The 5,007-nt window shown below is 69.9% G+C and carries 3 protein-coding genes; 1 reads left to right on the top strand and 2 read right to left on the bottom strand.

From position 1 onward, the window contains the following. Together AC5LUJ_RS23165 and aspS are read right to left on the bottom strand one after the other, a co-directional pair. The coding region (locus tag AC5LUJ_RS23165) for a glutamate--cysteine ligase (RefSeq protein WP_250287206.1) at positions 1-1,089 on the bottom strand (1,089 nt) is incomplete at its 3' end. A 243-nt stretch (positions 1,090-1,332) separates the two neighbouring features. Then, positions 1,333-3,072 carry an aspartate--tRNA ligase gene (gene aspS / locus AC5LUJ_RS23160; protein ID WP_250287207.1) on the bottom strand — a complete coding sequence of 580 codons (1,740 nt, stop codon included), beginning with the start codon at positions 3,070-3,072 and terminating at the stop codon, positions 1,333-1,335. 395 nt (positions 3,073-3,467) lie between these two features. On the opposite strand from aspS, the gene AC5LUJ_RS23155 reads away from it, so the two are divergent. Next, entirely contained in the window at positions 3,468-4,721 is a 1,254-nt protein-coding gene (locus tag AC5LUJ_RS23155) for an ATP-binding protein (protein ID WP_250287210.1), read from the top strand. The last annotated feature ends 286 nt before the right edge of the window (positions 4,722-5,007 follow it).

Here is a 5,007-nt window from a genome sequence, read left to right as displayed (position 1 = left end):
GGCGAGATCCCCGTCGGCCTGCCGCGCCACCGCGCGCTGGCGGTCGCAGCTCGAGCCGACCTGAAGAATGTGCAGGACGTCGGTGAGTTCGTCGACGCATTCCAGCCGCCGCGCGACGGGCAGCAGATCGTCGACGAGAACGGCGATCTCGTCCCGGACACGGCGGGTCGTGCCCCCCTCGTCGAGCAGGATCTCGGCGTCCAGGCCGTACCGGGCGGCCCGCCACTTGTTCTCCTGCACCACCCAGCGCTGCGGCGTCGGCAGCCGGTGGCCCTGGTCGAGCCGGGTGTTCATCCGGTCGACCAGGCACTGGGTCAGCGCGGCGATCGCCCCGACCTCCAGCAGGGTCGGCAGACCGTCACAGATACGCAGCTCCACCGTGCCGAAGTCCGGGTGCGGCCGGACGTCCCACCACACCTCACGGATGGTCTCCACCGTCCCGGACGACACCAGCGTCCCCATGAACCGCTCGAACTGCTCCCAGTCCGACAGAAGGTACGGCAGGCCGGCGGTGGGCAGGCTCTCGAACACCTTCGAGCGCGACGACGCCAGCCCCGTGTCCAGACCCAGCCAGAACGGCGAGGACGCCGACAACGCGAGGAAATGCGGGATGTAGCCGACGAGCGCGTTCACGACGGGAATCGCCCGCTCCTGCGCGGGAACGCCGACATGTACGTGCACGCCGAAAATCAGCAGGCGTCGGGCGACCCACTGCATGCGTTCCAGGATGGAGCGGTAGCGCGGGTCGGGACTGATCTGCTGGCTGGCATAACTGGTGATCGGGTGGGTACCGCTGCACATCAGGGCAAGCCCGCGCGACGCGGCCAGATCCTCGATGAGACCGACGGTCACGGCCAGGTCGGCCTTGGCGTCGGCGACCGTGTCGCAGACCCCGGTGACGACCTCGATGACCGACTCGAACAGCTCGTGTTTGGCCCGCTGTTCGGCATGTTCACCGATCTTGGCCTGATACTCGTCGAGGATGGCGGTCGCCGCCCCGCGAAGCTGACGGGTACGGCGGTCGACCAGCGCCAGCTCCCACTCGACGCCGAGACTGGATGTCGGTGACGGCGAGAACGGTATCTGCATTCCCGGGCCTCCTGTCGTATCCGGCGCGTGATCCACGGCCAACCCGCCCGAAGCCGAACCAGCCGGCCCCGATGCCCGTCCGGGACGGATTCACCGGTCATACCCACGCCACGACACGTGATGCGGCCAGGTAACCGTAAAACGGCCGGGACGCCGCCGGAGGCGGTTTCACCCGGTCAAGAGCCCGCCAGGTCCTGCCAGGCAGGGGAATTCGCGTGTGGTGGCAGGTGAAGGTGGCGGCGTTTACGCTGTCGGGAGTACCCGGATGCCCAGCTCACGCACCTGCCGGGCGTCGATCGGAGTCGGCGCGCCGGTCATCGGGTCAAGTCCGGACTGGGTTTTCGGGAAGGCGATGACCTCGCGGATGTTGTCCTCGCCGGCGAGGATCGCCACCAGCCGGTCGATACCGACGGCGAAACCGCCGTGCGGCGGGGCCCCGTAGGAGAACGGCGTCAGGAAGAAACCGAACCGGCGGTCGGCCTCCGCCGCCGAGATCCCCAGCGCGGCGAAGATGCGCTGCTGCAGGTCGGGCTCGTGGATCCGGATCGATCCCGAGCCGAGCTCCCAGCCGTTAAGCACCAGGTCGTAGGCGCGGCTGCGCACGGCCAGCGGCTCGGTCTCGAGCTTGTCGAGGTCGTCGGGGTGCGGCCGGGTGAAGGGGTGGTGGCCGGGCTTGGGCCGCCCGGTCTGCGCATCGACCCCGACGAACAGCGGGAAGTCGGTGACCCAGACGAAACGAAACCCGCCCTCGCCGGCCGGCGGGCGGCCGAGGTCGTTACGGAGCTGGCCGAGCACCTCGCAGACCGTCGCCCACTCGTCGGCGACCAGCAGCAGCAGGTCGCCGTCCTCACCGCCGGTCGCCTTCACGATCCCGGCCAGTTCGGCGGCGGAGAGGAACTTCGCCACCGGCGACTCCAGCGACCCCTCGGCACCGACCCGCATCCACACCAGGCCCTTCGCGCCAAGCTGCTTGGCCCGGTCGGTCAGCGCGTCCAGCGCCTTGCGATTGTGGGTGGCCGAACCGCCAGGCACCCGGATGCCCTTCACCGACGGCGCCCCGGCGAACGCCTGGAAGCCGCTGCCCGTGAAGACCCCGGTCAGCTCGACGAGCTCCAGGCCGAAGCGCAGGTCGGGCTTGTCCACGCCGAAACGGTCCATGGCCTCGTGCCAGGTGATCCGCTCGATCGGCGCGACCGGCCCGCCGGTGACGGCCCGCGCGGCGGTCAGCACCGCGGCGGAGATCACCTCCAGGACGTCGTCCTGGTCGACAAAGCTCATCTCGACGTCGAGCTGGGTGAACTCGTACTGCCGGTCGGCGCGCAGGTCCTCGTCACGCAGGCAGCGGGCGAACTGGAAGTAACGGTCGGCGCCGCCCACCATCAGGAGCTGTTTGAACAGCTGCGGGGACTGCGGCAGCGCGTAGAAACTGCCCGGGAACTGCCGGGACGGCACGACGAACTCCCGCGCCCCCTCCGGCGTGGAGGGCATCAGCAGCGGCGTCTCGACCTCGACGAACTCCCGCGGTACCAGCTCCGAGCGCAGCGCGGCCAGCACCGCCGAGCGGGTGCGCAGGTTGCGCTGCATGCGCTCGCGGCGCAGGTCCAGGTAGCGGTAGGTGAGCCGGGTCGCCTCGTCGACCGAGTCCGCCCGCTCGTCGATCGGGAACGGCGGCGGCAGCGCCGCGGAGAGGACCGTCACCACGCAGTCGTGCAGCTCGATCTCGCCGGTGGCCAGGTTGGGGTTGATCGTCCCCTCGGGCCGGGCCGCCACCGTCGCGGTGACGGCGACGACATACTCGGAGCGGACGTCGACGGAGCCGTCCACCACGCACTGCACCTGGCCGGAGTGATCCCGCAGATCGACGAACATCAGCGACTGGCCGTGCTGGCGGCGGCGGGCCACCCAGCCGCATACCGTAACCGTCGCACCGATGTGCTCCGTGCGCAGCGCACCGCACAGGTGTGACCGCATCGCCGTCTTCATCGACCGTTCCGCCCGTTCGCTGTAGTTCCTGGGCCTGCCGTGGTTGCTTCAGGCGCCCGAGCACGCCCGTATCACGACGCCCGTACCGCGACCGACCTTACCGGCCGCCAGCGCCGCAACCGAACGAACATTCACGCCCACCGCCCGTCACCGTCACGAAGCCATGCCGCCACGGATCCGTCAGGGCACCACCACGATCAGGCATCCCAGCGGCCGATCGTCCACGCGGCGCAAGGCCACCCGCCCACGCACCGAGCGTCCATTTCACCACGACCCGTCCGACCAGATAACCGCAAGGACAGTGTCCAGGTGACCACGATACCTGCGTCCAACTGTCCACAGACCATGCGACCAGATGACCACGATCATGGCGGCCAAGTGTCCATAATGGTGGTGTGAACGCATCAGGCGCGCTGATCAGACGCAAGGCGGAGGCACTCATCGTGGAGGCGCTGGGAGACACCAGAGTCGTCGCGATCAACGGCGCGCGACAGGCCGGCAAGAGCACCCTCGCCCGGCTGGCCGCCGCCGCCACCGCCAACCCGCTGATCCGCCTGCTCGACGACCCCGCCACGCTGCGCGCCGCGCACGACGACCCGACAGGCTTCATCGACCACGACGGCCTGTTGGTCGTGGACGAGGTCCAGCTCGCCCCCGAACTGTTCCGTTCGATCAAGGTGGCGGTGGACACCGACCCCCGGCCCGGCCGCTTCCTCCTGACCGGCTCCGCTCAGATCCTCGCCCTACGCGACCTTCCGGACGCGCTCCCCGGGCGCATCGAGACCATCGAACTGTGGCCGTTCTCACAGGGAGAGATCGACGGGACGCCGGACCACTTCGTCGACGCGGCCTTCACCCACGGCCCCGGGCTCAGCCGCACCTCGCCGCTGCGACGCCGCGACTACCTCGAACGCATCGTCCGCGGCGGCTACCCCGAAGCGGTGCGGCGCTCACCCCGCCGCCGGACGGCGTTCTTCGACTCCTACCTGTCCACCCTCATCGCCCGGGACGTCACCGAACTGTCCGCCATCCAGCGCCGCGGTGAGCTGCACCAACTGCTCGCCCTGCTCGCGAGCCGGTCCGGTGGGCTGCTGGTACCCGGCGCGCTCGCGTCACAGTCCGGCATCCCCAGAACCACTCTCAACCGCTACCTGGACCTGCTGTCCGCGGTCTTTCTCATCAAGCTGGTTCCGGCCTGGTCCACCGGCCACACCCACCGGGCGGTCGGCACACCGAAGCTGGCATACGTGGACAGCGGCATAGCCTGCCATCTGCTGGGGCAGGACGCGGCCCGGCTCGGGGAACCCGACGGCACCGCCGGCCCGATGGTCGAGAACTTCGTCCTCACCGAACTCGCCCGCCAACTCGGCTGGAACGAGCAGTCCGCCCGCCTCTACCACTACCGGACGAAGGACAAGGTCGAGGTGGACGCACTGCTGGAGACCCCCGACGGCCGTGTCGTCGGGATCGAGGTCAAAGCCGGCGCCACCGTCCGCACCGAGGACCTCGCCGGCCTACGCCACCTCGCCAACCTGCTCGGCCCACGCTTCGTAGCCGGCTACGTCCTCTACACCGGCCAGCAGACCCTACCCTTCGGCGACCGCCTCTCCGCCCTCCCCCTCGACGCCCTGTGGAACCTGACCCCCTGATGACCCACCTGACCCCGCGAGTCCGGTGAGGTCGTTCTCGCAGGTCGGGCGGGAACGGGCCGGTGAACGGCGCACGTTCCGCTCCCCCGGCCAGCCCGGACGCACAGCCAGACGCCGCCCGCGGTGGTGCCCGCCGTAGAGTGATCGTATGACGGCAGGTCGGCTTGCGGCGGTGACGGTCGAGGGGTACACCTCGATCCGCTCGACGCGGGTCCGGCTGGGCGGGCTGAACGTCCTGATCGGCCCGAACGGGGCGGGCAAGAGCAACTTCGTCTCCGCGCTGGAG

Source organism: Protofrankia sp. CiP1_Cm_nod3, assembly GCF_982290655.1.
The sequence above is the reverse complement of the archived record's forward strand: the minus strand, read 5'-3'. Positions and strand labels throughout refer to the sequence as shown.

Bases quoted from the DNA above. Each gene is read 5' to 3' on its own strand.
- aspS (WP_250287207.1), bottom strand. From the start codon at position 3,072: ATGAAGACGGCGATGCGGTCACACCTGTGCGGTGCGCTGCGCACGGAG.